Annotated in this window: 13 protein-coding genes; 8 read left to right on the top strand and 5 right to left on the bottom strand. The window is 69.4% G+C overall.

The annotated features are described in order from the left end of the window. Positions 1-27 precede the first annotated feature (27 nt). From ACWGJB_RS11870 to pgi, 8 genes are all read left to right on the top strand, one after another. Entirely contained in the window at positions 28-2,982 is a 2,955-nt protein-coding gene (locus tag ACWGJB_RS11870; RefSeq protein ID WP_453380044.1) for a M14 family zinc carboxypeptidase, read from the top strand. A 274-nt stretch (positions 2,983-3,256) separates the two neighbouring features. Next, entirely contained in the window at positions 3,257-4,267 is a 1,011-nt protein-coding gene (gene gap / locus ACWGJB_RS11865) for a type I glyceraldehyde-3-phosphate dehydrogenase (RefSeq protein ID WP_351694911.1), read from the top strand. A 151-nt stretch (positions 4,268-4,418) separates the two neighbouring features. Then, the gene (locus ACWGJB_RS11860) at positions 4,419-5,630 is read left to right on the top strand and encodes a phosphoglycerate kinase (RefSeq protein WP_453380043.1); all 1,212 of its coding nucleotides are present in this window, start codon (positions 4,419-4,421) and stop codon (positions 5,628-5,630) included. Between the two features lie 6 nt (positions 5,631-5,636). Further along, positions 5,637-6,413 (top strand): triose-phosphate isomerase, encoded by a 777-nt coding sequence (tpiA, locus tag ACWGJB_RS11855; RefSeq protein ID WP_453380042.1) that lies wholly within the window; start codon positions 5,637-5,639, stop codon positions 6,411-6,413. Between the two features lie 142 nt (positions 6,414-6,555). After that, entirely contained in the window at positions 6,556-6,786 is a 231-nt protein-coding gene (secG, locus tag ACWGJB_RS11850) for a preprotein translocase subunit SecG (protein ID WP_351733361.1), read from the top strand. A gap of 210 nt (positions 6,787-6,996) precedes the next feature. Then, a complete protein-coding gene (locus tag ACWGJB_RS11845) occupies positions 6,997-7,332 on the top strand; it encodes an RNA polymerase-binding protein RbpA (RefSeq protein WP_003976875.1) in 336 nt (111 codons plus the stop codon). Positions 7,333-7,451: 119 nt separating this feature from the next. Continuing rightward, positions 7,452-8,711 carry an MFS transporter gene (locus ACWGJB_RS11840; protein WP_453380041.1) on the top strand — a complete coding sequence of 420 codons (1,260 nt, stop codon included), beginning with the start codon at positions 7,452-7,454 and terminating at the stop codon, positions 8,709-8,711. A gap of 72 nt (positions 8,712-8,783) precedes the next feature. Next, positions 8,784-10,436 carry a glucose-6-phosphate isomerase gene (gene pgi / locus ACWGJB_RS11835; RefSeq protein ID WP_453380040.1) on the top strand — a complete coding sequence of 551 codons (1,653 nt, stop codon included), beginning with the start codon at positions 8,784-8,786 and terminating at the stop codon, positions 10,434-10,436. A 70-nt stretch (positions 10,437-10,506) separates the two neighbouring features. Here the strand turns inward: pgi and pgl are convergent, their stop codons facing one another. The 5 genes from pgl to tkt are packed head-to-tail and all read right to left on the bottom strand — an operon-like array spanning position 10,507 to position 17,150. Beyond that, the gene (gene pgl, locus ACWGJB_RS11830) at positions 10,507-11,289 is read right to left on the bottom strand and encodes a 6-phosphogluconolactonase (protein ID WP_453380039.1); all 783 of its coding nucleotides are present in this window, start codon (positions 11,287-11,289) and stop codon (positions 10,507-10,509) included. Beyond that, positions 11,286-12,389 (bottom strand): glucose-6-phosphate dehydrogenase assembly protein OpcA, encoded by a 1,104-nt coding sequence (gene opcA / locus ACWGJB_RS11825; protein ID WP_453380038.1) that lies wholly within the window; start codon positions 12,387-12,389, stop codon positions 11,286-11,288. Before opcA ends, pgl begins: the two co-directional genes overlap by 4 nt. Continuing rightward, positions 12,386-13,909, bottom strand: a complete 1,524-nt coding sequence (gene zwf, locus ACWGJB_RS11820; protein WP_453380037.1) for a glucose-6-phosphate dehydrogenase — start codon at positions 13,907-13,909, stop codon at positions 12,386-12,388. Before zwf ends, opcA begins: the two co-directional genes overlap by 4 nt. A 1-nt stretch (position 13,910) precedes the next feature. Next, positions 13,911-15,029 (bottom strand): transaldolase, encoded by a 1,119-nt coding sequence (tal, locus tag ACWGJB_RS11815; RefSeq protein WP_453380036.1) that lies wholly within the window; start codon positions 15,027-15,029, stop codon positions 13,911-13,913. A 33-nt stretch (positions 15,030-15,062) separates the two neighbouring features. Further along, the gene (gene tkt / locus ACWGJB_RS11810; RefSeq protein ID WP_453380035.1) at positions 15,063-17,150 is read right to left on the bottom strand and encodes a transketolase; all 2,088 of its coding nucleotides are present in this window, start codon (positions 17,148-17,150) and stop codon (positions 15,063-15,065) included. Positions 17,151-17,245 lie beyond the last annotated feature (95 nt).

Below are 17,245 nucleotides of genomic sequence, written 5' to 3'. Positions count from 1 at the left end.
CGTGGCGGACCACTGCTAGGGGGGTTCATGAGACACAGAGCGAGATCGATCCTCGCTGTCGGCGCGCTCCTGATCGGCGGAGCCGCACTCGCACCCATGGCCCAGGCGCAGACCGGGGGTTCGGCGAAGCCCGACCCCGACGAGGTCAAGGTCTTCCACGCCGACGTCACCAAGAAGCAGATTCCCCTGCTGCTCAAGGCCGGCCAGGACGGCCATGAACTCGGCGACCAGGTCAGCGGATCCGGCAAGACCGAAGTCGAGGTCTATCTCACCGACGGGCAGGCCCGGACCCTGGAGAAGCAGGGTGTCGACCTCACCGAGCACACGCTGTCGGCCAAGGCGGAGACGCGGGTCGCGGACGCCTCCCAGGGCGTGTTCCGCCCGTACGGCGGCAGCGGCGGGCTCAAGGAGGAGATCCTGCGGACCGCGCAGGCCAACCCCGGCCTCACCAAGGTCGAGTCCATCGGCAAGACGCTGAACGGCCAGGACATCCTCGCGCTCAAACTGACCAAGGGCGCGAAGAACTCCAAGGATGGTTCCAAGCCCGCCGTGCTCTATGTGTCCAACCAGCACGCGCGTGAGTGGATCACGCCGGAGATGACCCGCCGGCTGATGCACTACTACCTGGACAACTACAGCACCGACAAGCGCATCAAGAAGATCGTCGACTCGACCGAGCTGTGGTTCGTGCCGTCCGCCAACCCCGACGGCTACGACTACACCTTCCAGAACTCCGACACCCGCCTGTGGCGCAAGAACCTGCGGGACGTCAATGGCGACGGTGTCATCAGCACCGGTGACGGCGTCGACCTCAACCGGAACTTCGGCTACAAGTGGGGCTACGACGACGAGGGTTCGTCCCCCAACCCCACCAGCGAGACCTACCGCGGCGCGAGCCCCGAGTCCGAGCCCGAGACCAGGGCGCTGGACGACTTCGAGAAGCGCGTCGGGTTCACATACGGCATCAACTACCACTCGGCCGCCGAACTCCTCCTCTACGGGGTCGGCTGGCAGGTGGCCACGCCGACCCCGGACGACGTCCTCTACAAGGCGCTGGCCGGCACCCCGGACAACCCGGCGATCCCCGGCTACCACTCGCAGGTCTCCTCGGAGCTGTACACCACCAACGGCGAGGCGGACGGCCACGCGTCGAACGTCAACGGGATGGCGATGTTCACCCCCGAGATGTCGACCTGTCAGACGGCCTCGAACATAGACCCGAACGACGCCTGGAACGCCGCCGACTGCCAGTCGGTCTTCAACTTCCCGGACGACGAGACGCTGATCCAGGACGAGTTCGCGAAGAACGTGCCGTTCGCGCTCTCCGTCGCCGAGACCGCCGCCCACCCCGACCAGCCGGTCTCCGCGGTCGGCCTGAGCGCCGCCGACTTCACCCCGGCCGCGTTCTCCACGTCGTACTCGCGCGGCGCCGACCAGGAGGTCTCCGTCGTCGTCCGCAAGGCGATCCGCGACAAGGAGCTGAAGTACCGCGTCAACGGCGGCCGTACGCTCGACATGGCGCTCAAGCGCTGGAAGGGCGGCGAGACCTACGGCGGTGAGGACAACCTCTACTTCGACGAGTACCGGGCCAAGGTGAAGGACGGCGTGCCGGGCGACAAGGTCGAGGTGTGGTTCACCGGGGAGACCAGGAGCGGCAAGAAGGTCTCCAGCTCGCACTTCACGTACACCGTCGCCGAGCGGCCCAAGGCGGACACCCTGGTGGTCGCCGAGGAGGGCGCCAAGGCCACCCAGGCGCAGACCTACGTCGACGCGCTGAAGGCGGCCGGGCACAAGGCGGTCGTCTGGGACGTCGCCACCCAGGGCGCGCCCGACGCGCTCGGCGTGCTGAAGCACTTCAGGACGGTCGTGCACTACTCGGGCACGAGCGGCCCCGGCAACGACACCCAGCTCCAGCTGCGCGCCTACCTCAACGAGGGCGGCAGGCTGATCGAGGCGGGCGAGCTGGCCGGCGGCAGCGTGAACCTCGGCGACGGCACCCCGTCGAACGACTTCAGCCAGTACTACCTGGGCGCCTACTCCCGCACCTCGACCAGCGGGGCCACCGGATTCACCGGCTCCGGCGCGCTGGACGGCTCCGGCGGCGCGCTCAGCGGCACCTCCGCCAACCCGCTCGACAAGGCCGGGACCTACGCCGTCACCTCCGACGAACTCGCCGCCGACACCTACCCGCAGTTCGCCAGCGCGGGCGGGGGCCAGTTCGCCGGGACCGTCAACCCATACGGGCCGTACTCGGGGTCGTACATGGCCGCCGCGGTCCACACGGACGACGCCTACAAGCGCCTCACCCGCACCATCGACCTCACCGGCGTCACCGCGGCCGACCAGCCGGCCCTGAGCGCCAAGCTGCTCTGGGACACCGAGCCCGGCTACGACCACGCGGTGGTCGAGGCGCACGTCGTGGGCGCCGACGACTGGACGACCCTGCCCGAGGCGGGCGGTGCCACCAGCGACGCCGTGCCGAGCGAGTGCGGGGCCGGGTTCCTGATCGCCGAGCACCCGTGGCTCAAGCACTACCTGACCATCACCGGCAACCAGTGCGCCGCGAGTGGCACCAGTGGCTCCTGGCACAGCTTCACCGGCAGCTCGGCGGGCTGGCAGTCCGTGAAGTTCGACCTGAGCGCCTACGCCGGGCGGACCGTCGAGGTCTCCATCGGCTACATCACCGACCCGAGCACCGGCGGACACGGCGTCCTCGTCGACGACGCCTCGCTCCTGACCGGTGGCAAGGCCACCGAGACCGAGGGCTTCGAAACCTCCCTCGGCCCCTGGAGCGTCAGCGGACCGCCGGCGGGCAGCCCGGCCGTCCTCAAGGACTGGGAGCGCACCGGAGCCCTGTTCAGGACCTACGGAGCCGTCACCACCGACCGCACCGTGCTGCTCGGTTTCGGCCTGGAACAGGTCAGCTCGGCCGCCGATCGTGCCGCTCTGGTGAAGAAGGCGTTGACGGCACTCGACAACTGACGGCGACGGCACTCGACATGTGAGCCGACCCGCTCACGAACGAGTGACAACGGGCTGAAACGCGGTCGGCATTCCGTGACAAAACCGCGTGATACGACCCCCGATCCGGGGCGGTCCGTACCCCTACTGGCGGGTACGGACCGCCTCGCCGTGTATGGGGCATCTGGATGTCACCTCGGGAGCCTCAGGGAGGTAGGGTCGTGGGTGGTCGGGGACATCCCAAATACAGCTCGCCGGCACCGCATGGCCGGCGTACCAACGAGGAGATCGGTTCGTGACGATCCGCGTAGGCATCAACGGCTTCGGTCGTATTGGTCGCAACTACTTCCGCGCGCTGCTGGAGCAGGGTGCTGACATCGAGATCGTGGCTGTCAACGACCTGGGTGACACCGCGACCACCGCCCACCTGCTCAAGTACGACACGATCCTTGGGCGTCTCAAGGCCGAGGTCTCGCACACCGCCGACACCATCACGGTCGACGGTCACACCATCAAGGTCCTGTCCGAGCGCAACCCCTCCGACATTCCGTGGGGTGAGCTGGGCGTCGACATCGTCATCGAGTCGACCGGCATCTTCACCAAGAAGGAAGACGCCGCCAAGCACATCGCCGGTGGCGCGAAGAAGGTCCTCATCTCGGCTCCGGCCAAGGACGAGGACATCACCATCGTGATGGGCGTCAACCAGGACAAGTACGACCCGGCGAACCACCACGTCATCTCCAACGCCTCCTGCACCACCAACTGTGTGGCGCCGATGGCGAAGGTCCTCGACGAGAACTTCGGCATCGTCAAGGGCCTGATGACGACGGTGCACGCGTACACGAACGACCAGCGGATCCTGGACTTCCCGCACAAGGACCTGCGTCGCGCGCGTGCCGCCGCCGAGAACATCATCCCGACCACCACCGGTGCCGCGAAGGCCACCGCCCTGGTCCTGCCGCAGCTCAAGGGCAAGCTCGACGGCATCGCGATGCGCGTCCCGGTCCCGACCGGCTCGGCCACCGACCTGGTCGTGACGCTGCAGCGCGAGGTCACCAAGGACGAGGTCAACGCCGCGTTCAAGAAGGCCTCCGAGGACGGCGACCTGAGCGGCTACCTGGCCTACACCGAGGACGAGATCGTCTCCTCGGACATCGTCGGCGACCCGGCCTCCTGCACCTTCGACTCCTCCCTGACCATGGTCCAGGAGGGCAACACGGTGAAGATCCTCGGCTGGTACGACAACGAGTGGGGCTACTCCAACCGCCTCGTCGACCTCACGGTCTTCGTCGGCAACCAGCTCTGATCGGCCAAGCAGGCACCTCGATGCGGTAGCAGGGCTCGGGCAGCGCACGGTCGCGCTGCCCGAGCCCTGACGCACGTAAGGATCGACCCGGCATCTACGGTTCGATCAGCCCTCGTACGATCAAGAGCCCTCCTGTAGGAGTCCCCAAACCATGAAGACGATCGACGAACTCCTCGCCGAAGGGGTCGACGGCAAGCGGGTCTTCGTCCGCGCCGACCTCAACGTGCCGATGTCCGACGGCCTCATCACCGACGACGGCCGTATCCGCGCCGTCCTGCCCACCGTCAAGGCCCTCGCCGACGCGGGCGCCAAGGTGGTCGTCGCCTCCCACCTGGGCCGTCCCAAGGGCGCCCCGGACCCCAAGTTCTCGCTGCTCCAGGCCGCTGAGCGGCTCGCCGAACTCCTCGGCGCCCCGGTCGCCTTCGCCCAGGACACCGTCGGCCCCGCCGCCCACGACGCGGTGAACGGCCTGCAGCCCGGTCAGGTCGCGGTCATCGAGAACCTGCGTTTCAACGCCGGCGAGACCGCCAAGGACGACACCGAGCGCGGTGAGTTCGCCGACCAGCTGGCCGCCCTCGCGGACGTCTACGTCGGCGACGGCTTCGGCGCCGTGCACCGCAAGCACGCCTCCGTCTACGACCTCCCGGCCCGGCTGCCGCACTACGCCGGTTACCTGATCGCCACCGAGGTCGGCGTCCTGAAGAAGCTCACCGAGGACGTCAAGCGCCCCTACGTGGTAGTCCTCGGCGGCGCCAAGGTCTCCGACAAGCTCGCCGTCATCGACGAACTGCTCGGCAAGGCCGACCGCCTCCTCATCGGCGGCGGCATGGTCTACACCTTCCTCAAGGCCAAGGGGTACGAGGTTGGCAGCTCCCTCCTCCAGGAGGACCAGCTCGGCACCGTCACCGAGTACCTGGAGCGCGCCGAGAAGACCGGCGTGGAGATCGTCCTGCCCGTCGACACGCTGGTCGCTCCCGAATTCCCGGACCTGTCGGGCAAGGCCCCGTCCCACCCCGCCACGGTCGCCGCGGACGCCATGCCGGCCGGCCAGATGGGCCTGGACATCGGCCCGGAGACCAGCAAGCTGTACGCCTCGAAGCTCGCCGACGCCGCCACCGTCTTCTGGAACGGCCCCATGGGCGTCTTCGAGCACCCCGACTACGCCGCGGGCACCCGGGCGGTCGCCCAGGCTCTCGTCGAGTCCAAGGGCTTCACCGTCGTCGGCGGCGGTGACTCCGCAGCCGCCGTGCGCATCCTCGGCTTCGACGAGAACGCGTTCGGACACATCTCGACCGGTGGCGGCGCCTCCCTCGAATACCTCGAGGGCAAGACGCTCCCCGGCCTCGCCGCACTGGAGGACTGACCCCGTATGACCACTCGCACGCCGATCATGGCGGGCAACTGGAAGATGAACCTCAACCACCTCGAGGCCATCGCGCACGTCCAGAAGCTCGCCTTCGCCCTGGCCGACAAGGACTACGAGGCCGTCGAGGTCGCCGTCCTGCCCCCCTTCACCGACCTGCGTTCCGTGCAGACCCTGGTCGACGGCGACAAGCTCAAGATCAAGTACGGCGCCCAGGACCTCTCGGCGCACGACTCCGGCGCCTACACCGGCGAGATCTCCGGCCCGATGCTGACCAAGCTGAAGTGCACGTACGTGGTCATCGGCCACTCCGAGCGCCGGCAGTACCACGCCGAGACCGACGAGATCGTGAACGCCAAGGTCAAGGCCGCCTACAAGCACGGTCTGACCCCGATCCTGTGCGTCGGCGAGGAGCTGGAGGTCCGCGAGGCGGGCAACCACGTCTCCCACACCCTCGCCCAGGTCGAGGGCGGTCTGAAGGACGTCCCGGCCGAGCAGGCCGAGTCCGTCGTGATCGCCTACGAGCCCGTCTGGGCCATCGGCACCGGCAAGGTCTGCGGTTCCGGGGACGCCCAGGAGGTCTGCGCCGCGATCCGCGGCAAGGTCGCCGAGCTGTACAGCCAGGAGCTGGCCGACCAGGTCCGTATCCAGTACGGCGGCTCCGTCAAGGCCGGCAACGTGGCCGAGATCATGGCGCAGGCCGACATCGACGGCGCGCTGGTCGGCGGCGCCTCGCTGGACGCCGACGAATTCGTCAAGATCGTGCGCTTCCGCGACCAGTGAGCAGAACTGCGAGTAGGCGGTAGCGGCGATCCGTCGTACCCTTGCGGGGCCGAAACTGTTATTGGAGCTGCGTTCCGAGCTTCCATACGAGATTCGGCCCCGCAGTCCATCCGTTTCCGAGGAAGTTGGTCCAGCCGTGGTTTTGGGGTTCTCGATCGCCCTGATCGTCTTCAGCCTGCTGATGATGCTGCTGGTGCTGATGCACAAGGGCAAGGGCGGCGGCCTTTCCGACATGTTCGGTGGTGGCATGCAGTCCTCCGTCGGCGGCTCCTCGGTCGCCGAGCGGAACCTGGACCGGATCACCGTGGTGATCGGTCTGCTGTGGTTCGCGTGCATCATCGTCCTCGGCATGCTGATGAAGACGAACAGCTGATCCGCGACTCGCACACACGCACAATCCGCACGTAAGGCCCCATGTTCGGTACGCGCACCTGAGCGCGGCCTATCATGGGGCTTGCGTCTAGGTGCGGGGGCGGTAACTCCCAACACTGGACGCGCGTTGGGCCTTACGTAGACTGAGGCGCTCGCAACGAAGCGACACGCCGACTCGCTTCGCGGCACCATCACGCAGGGAGTTACGACCGTGGCAAGTGGCAACGCGATCCGAGGTAGCCGGGTCGGGGCGGGGCCGATGGGCGAGGCCGAGCGCGGCGAGTCCGCGCCGCGTCTGCGCATCTCCTTCTGGTGCTCCAACGGGCACGAGACGCAGCCGAGCTTCGCCAGCGACGCGCAGGTGCCCGAGACCTGGGACTGCCCGCGCTGTGGCTTCCCGGCCGGTCAGGACCGGGACAACCCGCCGGACCCGCCGCGCACCGAGCCGTACAAGACGCACCTCGCGTATGTACGGGAGCGGCGCAGCGACGCGGACGGCGAGGCGATCCTCGCCGAGGCGCTCGCCAAACTGCGGGGCGAGATCTAGGAGTTGAGGCCGGCCGGGTGCCCGAGGGCGCCTGGCCGGAGCTGTCTTCGCGGCCGGGCTCCGGGCCGTTGTCAGTGGTGCCCTCTACGGTTTGTGCATCGGCGAATCGTGAGGGGGCGATGATGACGGTGCAGGAGCGGGCGCCCGCGTGGCGCGGGGGATTCGGGCGGCTGTGGACGGCCGCCGTGGTCTCCCGGTTCGGAGACGCGTTACGGACGTCCGCGCTGCCGCTGCTGGCCGTGCGCCTGACCGACGACCCGCTCGCCATCGCCTCGGTGACCGCCTGCGGCTATGTGCCGTGGCTGCTGTTCGGACTGCTCGGCGGCGCCGTCGCGGACCGGGTGGACCAGCGGCGCGCGATGTGGGCCGTGGACACGGTACGAGGGCTGCTCGTCGCCGCCTTCGCACTCGCCGTGGGGCTCGGCCACGCCTCGATCCCGCTGCTGCTCCTGCTCGCCTTCGCGCTGACCACGCTCCAGACGCTCTTCGACAACGCGTCCACGGCCCTGCTGCCCTCCCTGGTCGACCGGCAGACACTGGGTGGGGCCAACGCCCGGCTGATGACCGGACAGCAGATCGCCGGCGGCCTGCTCGGCGCCCCGCTGGTTCCGCTGCTCCTGACGGCCGGCGCGTTCATGCCCTTCGCGGCCGACGCGAGCACCTACCTGGCGGCCGCCGCCCTGGTCGCCTCCTTGCGGACACGGCCACCCGAGCGGGCGCCACGCCCGGCCGGCAGCACCCTGCGCACCGAGATCTGCGAAGGCCTGCGCGCCCTGTGGCAGGACCGCGCCCTGCGCGCCACCTGCGTGGCCACCCTGCTCTGCAACATCGGCATGGGCGCCCTGATCGCCACCCTGGTGCTGCACGTCACGCGCTGGCTGCATGCCGGCACCGCGGGATACGCGGCGGCCATGACCGCGTACTCGGTCGGCAGCATCACCGGCGGCCTCCTCGCCCAGCGCATCGCCCGCCGCACCGGGCGGGTGGGCGCGCTGCTGGTCGCCGGGACCGTCCAGACGTCGTCCCTGCTCCTCATCGGCACCGTCCGCCACCTCGGCGCGCTCGTCGCCGGGATGTTCCTGCTCGGCGCGATGAACATGGTGTGGAACGTCAACCAGGTCACGCTGATGCAGCAACGCGCGCCCGAGTCGATGACCGGCCGGATCGCCGCCGCCTTCCGCACCTCCTCCACGTCCGGCGCGCCGCTCGGCGCCCTCCTCGGCGGAGCCGTCGCCGGGGCGTACGGCCTGAACGGGCCCGCGCTGCTCGCCGCCGTCCTGTTCGGTCTGGCCGTCACCTCGTTGATACCGGTGCGCAAGCCGGACGTACCTGTTGTTGCGCCGCGGGACGGCGCGACAGCAGGCCGCGTCCCACGCTGATCAATTAGGTTGGAACGGCAGCGGGGCAGGTACGCAACAGGACAGGTGCAAGGAAGAAGGCTGAAGTCGTACATGAACGCAGACGGCCGTACCAGGCTCAACCAGACGCCCGAGTGGACCGCGCTCGCCAAGCACCGGGAGGAGCTCGCCGACACCCATCTGCGGGACCTGTTCGCGGCCGACCCGGCGCGCGGCACGGGCTACACCCTCCAGGTCGGTGACCTCCACATCGACTACTCGAAGCACCTGGTCAACGACGAGACGCTGCGGCTGCTGCGCGAGCTGGCCGCCGCCACCGACGTCTTCGGCCTGCGGGACGCCATGTTCCGCGGCGAGAAGATCAACGTCACCGAGGACCGCGCGGTGCTGCACACGGCGCTGCGTGCCCCGCGAGACGCGGTGATCGAGGTCGACGGCGAGAACGTCGTACCGCAGGTGCACGCGGTCCTGGACAAGATGAGCGGCTTCGCGGACCGCGTCCGCTCCGGCGCCTGGACCGGCCACACCGGCAAGCGCATCAAGAACGTGGTCAACATCGGCATCGGCGGCTCCGACCTCGGTCCGGCGATGGCCTACGAGGTGCTGCGCGGCTTCACCGACCGCGATCTCACGGTCCGCTTCGTGTCCAACGTGGACGGCGCCGACCTGCACGAGGCGACCCGCGACCTGGACGCGGCCGAGACGCTGTTCATCATCGCCTCGAAGACGTTCACGACGATCGAGACGATCACCAACGCCACCTCGGCCCGCAACTGGCTGCTGGGCGGGCTGAAGGCCGGTCAGGACGCCGTCGCCAAACACTTCGTGGCCCTGTCGACCAACTCCGAGAAGGTCGCCGACTTCGGCATCGACACGGAGAACATGTTCGAGTTCTGGGACTGGGTCGGCGGCCGCTACTCCTACGACTCCGCCATCGGGCTCTCGCTGATGATCGCGATCGGCCCGGACCGTTTCCGTGAGATGCTCGACGGCTTCCACCTGGTCGACGAGCACTTCCGCACCGCCCCCGCCGAGTCCAACGTCCCGCTCCTGCTGGGACTGCTGGGCATCTGGTACGACAACTTCCACGACGCCCAGTCGCACGCGGTCCTGCCGTACAGCCATTACCTGTCGAGGTTCACGGCGTACCTCCAGCAGCTGGACATGGAGTCCAACGGCAAGCACGTGGCGCGGGACGGCAAGGAGGTCGAGTGGACCACCGGCCCGGTCGTCTGGGGCACGCCCGGCACCAATGGGCAGCACGCCTACTACCAGTTGATCCACCAGGGCACGAAGCTGATCCCGGCGGACTTCATCGGCTTCGCCGAGCCGGTCGCCGAGCTGAGCGGTGAACTCAAGGCGCAGCACGACCTGTTGATGGCGAACTTCTTCGCCCAGACCCAGGCGCTGGCCTTCGGCAAGACGGCCGAGGAAGTCCGTGCGGAGGGCGTGCCGGAGGAGCTCGTTGCGCACAAGACCTTCAAGGGCAACCGCCCGACGACCACCATCCTCGCCCGCGAACTGACCCCGTCGGTCCTGGGCCAGCTCGTCGCCCTCTACGAGCACAAGGTGTTCACCCAGGGCGCCGTCTGGAACATCGACTCCTTCGACCAGTGGGGCGTGGAGCTCGGCAAGGTCCTCGCCAAGCGCGTGGAACCGGCACTGACGGAGGGCGCGAAGGTACCCGGCCTGGACCCGTCGACAACGGCCCTGGTGGCCAAGTACCGGGAGCTGCGCGGGCGTTAGGCCCGGTCATGAAAGAACCCGTACGGCCACCGGGCCGTACGGGTCTTTCGCGGGTTCCTTCAGGGCTTCGTCACGGCGAAGCCGGTGGGTACAGCGAGCGGGGTAGCTGGGCCGCCGCCGCCGCGTCCAGGAGCCAGAGGGTGCGCTGGCGGCCGCGGGCGCCCGCGGCCGGGGCCTGGATCTCGCCCGCGCCCGAGAGGGCGATGGCGACGGCCTCGGCCTTGTCCTCGCCCGCCGCCAGCAGCCAGACCTCGCGGGCCGAGCGGATGGCGGGGAGGGTGAGGGAGACCCGGGTCGGCGGCGGCTTCGGGGAGCCGTGGACGCCCACCACCGTGCGCTCCGTCTCCCGGACCGCGGGCAGCTCCGGGAAGAGCGAGGCCACGTGGGTGTCCGGGCCGACGCCCAGCATCAGGACGTCGAATGTCGGCACCGAGCCATGGTTCTCCGGGCCGGCCGCGCGGGCCAGCTCCGCCGCGTAGGACTCGGCGGCCGCCTCCACGTCCGCGCCCCAGGGACCGTCCGACGCGGGCATGGCGTGCACGCGCTTCGGGTCCACCGGGACCTGGTCGAGCAGGGCCTCGCGGGCCTGGGTGTCATTGCGCTCCGGGTCGCCCTCGGGCAGGAAGCGTTCGTCGCCCCACCACAGGTCGATCCGGCTCCAGTCGATGGCGTCCCGCGCCGGTGCCGCCGCGAGGGCCGCGAGCAGGCCGTTGCCGTTGCGGCCGCCCGTGAGGACCACGGATGCCTCGCCCCGGGAGGCCTGGGCGTCCACGATCTTCGTGATCAGGCGGGCCGCGGCGGCCTGCGCCATCAGCTCCTTGTCATGGTGCACGACCAGCTGGGGGGTGCTCATGGCGACTTCACCCTCTTCTTCAGCGGTTCCTTCGCCGCCGCTTCGGGCGCAGCAGCTTCCGGGGCAGCGGCTTCGGCGGCCGGTTCTCCTTTGGCAGGCGCCTCCGGAGCCGGAGCGGCCGGCGCCTCTGGCGCCTGAGCGGCCGGAGCCTCCGGTTCCGCGGCCGGCGAGGCCGACACGTTCAGCCGCTCCACACCGAACCTCAGCGCCGACGCGTAGGTGTCGTCCGGGTCGAGCCGCCGCAGTTCCTCCGCGATCAGCTCGGCCGTCTCCCGCCGCTTCAGCGCCACCGCCCGGTCCGGCTGGCCGTCGATGGACAGGGTGGCGAGGGAGCCGTCCGCGCGGTCGAGCGCGATCGCCCCCTGGCTGGTGTCGAGACGGACCGCCGTCAGGCCGGGGCCCGACGAGAGGGAGCGCTTGACGGGGACGTCCAGCCGGTCCGCGAGCCACATCGCCAGCAGCTCACAGCTCGGGTTGAACTCCTCGCCCTCCACCTCGACGGCCTTGACCTCGCAGACCACCTGGTCCAGAGCCGCCGCCAGCATCGAGCGCCAGGGCGTGATCCGGGTCCAGGACAGGTCCGTGTCGCCGGGGGTGTAGGCGTCCGCGCGGGCGGACAGCTCCCGTACCGGCTGCTCGGAGGAGTAGGTGTCGGTGACCCGGCGCTGGGCGAGGGCGCCCAGCGGGTCCTTCGCCGGGTCGAGCGGGGCGTTGACCGGCCACCAGACGACGACCGGCGCGTCCGGCAGCAGCAGCGGAAGCACGACCGAGTCGGCGTGGTCGGCGACCTCGCCGTACAGCCGCAGCAGCACCGTCTCGCCGGAGCCCGCGTCCGCGCCCACCCGGACCTCGGCGTCCAGGCGGGACGCCGTACGGTCGCGGGGGGAGCGGGAGACGCGCTTGATGACGACCAGCGTGCGCGAGGGGTGCTCGTGCGAGGCGTCGCCGGCGGCCTTCAGGGCGTCGTACGCGTTCTCCTCGTCGGTGACGATGACGAGGGTGAGCACCATGCCGACGGCGGGCGTGCCGATGGCCCGGCGGCCCTGTACCAGCGCCTTGTTGACCTTGCCGGCCGTGGTGTCCGTGAGGTCTATCTTCATGGCCGGCGCCAGCTCCGTCCGTCTCGTGCGAGCATCTCGTCGGCCTCGGCGGGACCCCAGGTGCCCGACGGGTACTGGGCGGGCCTGCCGTGCTGGTCCCAGTAGTCCTCGATCGGGTCGAGGATCTTCCAGGACAGCTCGACCTCCTCCGTGCGCGGGAAGAGGTTGGCGTCGCCGAGCAGCACGTCCAGGATCAGCCGCTCGTACGCCTCCGGCGAGGACTCGGTGAACGACTCGCCGTAGGCGAAGTCCATCGACACGTCCCGGATCTCCATCGAGGTGCCCGGAACCTTGGAGCCGAAGCGGACCGTGATGCCCTCGTCGGGCTGGACGCGGATGACGATCGCGTTCTGGCCCAGCTCCTCCGTCGCCGTGTGGTCGAAGGGGGAGTGCGGGGCCCGCTGGAAGACCACCGCGATCTCGGTGACGCGGCGGCCCAGACGCTTGCCGGTGCGCAGGTAGAAGGGGACGCCCGCCCAGCGGCGGTTGTCGACCTCCACCTTGATCGCGGCGTAGGTGTCGGTCTTCGACTTGCCGTCGATGCCGTCCTCTTGGAGGTAGCCGGTGACCTTCTCGCCGCCCTGCCAGCCGGCCGCGTACTGGCCGCGCACGGTGTGCTTGCCCAGGTCGTCCGGCAGCCGTACCGCGCCGAGCACCTTCTCCTTCTCGGCGGCCAGCGCGTCCGCGTCGAAGGAGGCGGGCTCCTCCATCGCGGTCAGGGCCATCAGCTGGAGCAGGTGGTTCTGGATGACGTCACGGGCGGCGCCGATGCCGTCGTAGTAGCCGGCGCGGCCGCCGATACCGATGTCCTCGGCCATGGTGATCTGCACGTGGTCCACGAAGGACCGGTTCCAGATCGGCTCGAACATGGTGTTGGCGAAGCGCAGCGCAAGGATGTTCTGGACGGTCTCCTTGCCGAGGTAGTGGTCGATCCGGAACACCTGGTCCGGTTCGAACACCTCGTGCACGACCTTGTTGAGCGCCTCGGCCGACTTCAGGTCGTGGCCGAAGGGCTTCTCGATGACCGCGCGCCGCCAGGAGCCGCCGCTCTGGTCCGCCAGGCCGTGCTTCTTCAGCTGCTGGATGACGACAGGGAAGGAGCGCGGCGGGACGGACAGGTAGAAGGCGAAGTTGCCGCCGGTGCCCTGTGCCTTGTCCAGCTCCTCGATGGTGGAGCGGAGCCGCTCGAAGGCGTCGTCGTCGTCGAAGGTGCCCTGGACGAAGCGCATCCCCTGGATGAGCTGCTGCCAGACCTCCTCGCGGAACGGGGTGCGGGCATGTGCCTTGACGGCGTCGTGGACCTCGGCGGCGAAGTCCTCGTTGGCCCACTCGCGGCGGGCGAAGCCGACCAGGGAGAAGCCCGGCGGCAGCAGACCCCGGTTGGCGAGGTCGTAGACCGCGGGCATGAGCTTCTTGCGGGAGAGGTCGCCCGTGACGCCGAAGATGACCAGACCCGACGGTCCCGCGATACGCGGGAGCCGTCGGTCTGCGGGGTCACGCAGCGGGTTGCTGCTCGACAATTTAGCCCTCCGAGGGGGCCAGGCGCTCCAGCTCCGCCTGGGTCGACTTGAGCAGGTCGTTCCAGGAGGCCTCGAACTTCTCGACGCCCTCGTCCTCCAGAACCTGGACCACGTCGTCGTACGAGATGCCCAGCCGCTCGACGGCGTCGAGGTCGGCGCGGGCCTGCTCGTAGGTGCCGGTGATCGTGTCGCCGGTGATGTCGCCGTGGTCCTCGACCGCGAAGAGGGTGGCCTCCGGCATGGTGTTCACCGTGTTCGGCGCGACCAGGTCGTCGACGTACATGGTGTCCTTGTACGCCGGGTCCTTCACACCGGTCGACGCCCACAGCGGACGCTGCTTGTTGGCGCCCGCGCTCTCCAGCGCGCTCCAGCGGGGGGTCGAGAAGACCTCCTCGTACGCCTGGTAGGCGAGCCGGGCGTTGGCGACGGCGGCCTTGCCGCGCAGCGCCTTGGCCTCGTCGGTGCCCAGGTCGTTCAGGCGCCTGTCGATCTCGGTGTCCACACGGGACACGAAGAACGACGCCACCGAACGGATGAGCGAGAGGTCCAGGCCGCGCTCCTTGGCCTTCTCCAGGCCGGAGAGGTAGGCGTCCATGACCTCGCGGTAGCGCTCCAGCGAGAAGATCAGCGTGACGTTGACGCTGATGCCGAGGCCGATGACCTCGGTGATCGCCGGCAGACCCGCCTTGGTGGCCGGGATCTTGATGAGCGTGTTGGGGCGGTCCACCAGCCAGGCCAGCTGCTTGGCCTCGGCGACGGTCGCCTTGGTGTTGTGCGCCAGGCGCGGGTCGACCTCGATCGACACGCGGCCGTCCTGGCCGCCGGTCGCGTCGAACACCGGGCGCAGGATGTCGGTGGCGTCGCGGACGTCCGCCGTGGTGATCATGCGGATGGCCTCTTCGACGGTCACCTTGCGGGCAGCGAGGTCCGAGACCTGCTGCTGGTAGCCGTCGCCCGAAGAGATCGCCTTCTGGAAGATCGTCGGGTTGGTGGTGACGCCCACGACGTGCTGCTGGTCGATCAGCTCGGCGAGGTTGCCGGACGTGATCCGCTTGCGCGACAGGTCGTCCAGCCAGATCGCGACGCCTTCCTCGGAGAGGCGCTTGAGTGCGTCTGTCATGGGATTACATCTCCTACGTGTCGTATGTGAGCGTCAGCGCTGGGCGGCGGCGATGGATTCCCGGGCCTTGGCGGCCACATTCTCGGCAGTGAAGCCGAACTCGCGGAAGAGCACCTTGCCGTCGGCGGAAGCACCGAAGTGCTCCAGGGAAACGATGCGGCCGGCGTCCCCGACGTACTTGTGCCACGTGAGGCCGATACCCGCCTCGACCGACACCCGCGCCCTGACGGACGGCGGCAGGACGCTGTCCCGGTACCCCTGGTCCTGCTCCTCGAACCACTCCACGCAGGGCATGGAGACGACCCGGGTGGGCACGCCGTCGGCCTCCAGCTGCTCGCGCGCCTCGACGGCGACGTGCACCTCGGAGCCGGTGGCGATGAGGATGACCTCGGGGGTGCCGTTCGACGCCTCGAAGAGGACGTACCCGCCCTTGACCGTGTCCTCGTTGGACTCGTACACCGGCACGCCCTGGCGGGTCAGCGCCAGGCCGTGCGGAGCGCCCTTGCCGAAGACCTTGGTGTAGCGCCTGAGGATCTCGCGCCAGGCGATCGCGGTCTCGTTGGCGTCCGCCGGACGGACCACGTTCAGACCGGGGATGGCGCGCAGCGAGGCGAGGTGCTCGACCGGCTGGTGCGTCGGGCCGTCCTCGCCGAGACCGATGGAATCGTGGGTCCACACGTACGTCACCGGCAGGTGCATCAGCGCCGACAGCCGCACGGAGTTGCGCATGTAGTCGGAGAAGACGAGGAACGTACCGCCGTAGACACGGGTGTTGCCGTGCAGGGTGATGCCGTTCATCTCCGCGGCCATGGAGTGCTCGCGGATACCGAAGTGGATGGTGCGGCCGTAGGGGTCCGCACCCGGCAGCGGGTTGTCCGCCGGCAGGAACGAGCTGTCCTTGTCGATGGTCGTGTTGTTCGACCCGGCGAGGTCGGCGGAACCGCCCCACAGCTCCGGGATCACGGCACCGAGCGCCTGGAGCACCTTGCCGGAGGCCGCGCGGGTCGCGACGCCCTTGCCGGGCTCGAAGACCGGGATCTTCTCCTCCCAGCCCTTGGGCAGCTCGCCGGCGGCGATGCGGTCGAAGTCGGCGGCCCGCTCGGCGTTGCTGTCACGCCACAGCTGGAACGACTTCTCCCACTCGGCCTTCGCCGCGGCACCGCGCTCGCCCGCCTGGCGGGTGTGGGCGATGACCTCCTCGGCGACGTCGAAGCTCTTCTCCGGGTCGAAGCCGAGGACCCGCTTGGTGGCCGCGACCTCGTCCTCGCCGAGCGCCGAGCCGTGCGCGGCCTCGGTGTTCTGCGCGTGCGGGGCGGGCCAGGCGATGATCGAGCGCATCGCGATGAAGGACGGCTTGTCCGTCACCTTCTTCGCGGCCTCGATCGCGTTGTAGATGGCGTGCGGGTCCAGGTCGCCGTCCGGCTTCGGGGCGATGCGCTGCACATGCCAGCCGTACGCCTCGAACCGCTTGACGGTGTCCTCGGAGACGGCCGTCTCGGTGTCGCCCTCGATCGAGATGTGGTTGTCGTCCCACAGCAGGACCAGGTTGCCGAGCTTCTGGTGACCGGCCATCGAGGACGCCTCGGCGGAGATGCCCTCCTGGAGGCAGCCGTCACCGGCGATGCAGTAGATGTAGTGGTCGAAGGGGGACTCGCCCTGCGGCGCGTCCGGGTCGAACAGGCCGCGCTCGTAGCGGGCGGCCATGGCCATGCCGACCGCGTTGGCGACACCCTGGCCGAGCGGTCCCGTGGTGGTCTCCACGCCCTTGGTGTGGCCGTATTCCGGGTGGCCCGGGGTCTTCGAGCCCCAGGTCCGGAAGGACTCCAGGTCTTCCAGCTCCAGGCCGAAGCCGGCCAGGTAGAGCTGCGTGTAGAGGGTCAGCGACGAGTGACCGGCGGACAGCACGAAACGGTCGCGGCCCACCCAGTCGGGGTCGGACGGATCGTGCCGCATCACCTTCTGGAAGAGGGTGTACGCGGCCGGCGCCAGGCTCATCGCCGTACCCGGATGGCCGTTGCCGACCTTCTGTACGGCGTCGGCGGCCAGGACGCGGGCGGTGTCGACGGCCCGCTGGTCCAACTCGGTCCAGTCGAGGTCTGTGGTGGTCGGCTTGGTGCTCACCCTGGGTCAGGGCTCCTCTCCACATGTTCGGTTACCGGTCCACGGGCACACGCCCGCACCGGCTGCCGGTGTACTGGGTGCCCACCGGCCGCTGT

This window comes from Streptomyces sp. NPDC054813 (assembly GCF_053611365.1).
This window is presented reverse-complemented; position numbering and strand designations above follow the sequence as displayed.